Source organism: Burkholderia sp. GbtcB21 (assembly GCF_019091065.1).
GTDB lineage: Bacteria > Pseudomonadota > Gammaproteobacteria > Burkholderiales > Burkholderiaceae > Burkholderia > Burkholderia pyrrocinia_C.
In genome coordinates, this window is record NZ_JAGXKA010000520.1 from 1 (window position 1) to 232 (window position 232).

Genomic DNA, 232 nt, shown 5'->3' on the forward strand with positions numbered 1-232 from the left:
CAGCTCGCCGAGCTCGCGGTCCAGCGCCTCCATGCTGCCGCGGATCCCGCGGAAATAAGCGAGCACGCGCTCGCCGGCCGGATTCAGCACGAGCCCGCGCCCGATGGGATCGAACAGCCGCTGGCCGAGCGCGCTCTCCAGTTCGGCCAGCACCTTCGTCGCGGCCGGCTGCGTGAGGCCCATCTACTCGGCTGCCGCGCGCAGCGTCAGGCATTCGTCCACGGCAAGCAAC

General features: G+C 71.1%; 1 pseudogene. It reads right to left on the reverse strand.

Going from position 1 to position 232, the window contains the following annotated elements:
• Nucleotides 1-232: pseudogene (locus KVT39_RS37530) on the reverse strand (LysR family transcriptional regulator); the annotation flags it as partial.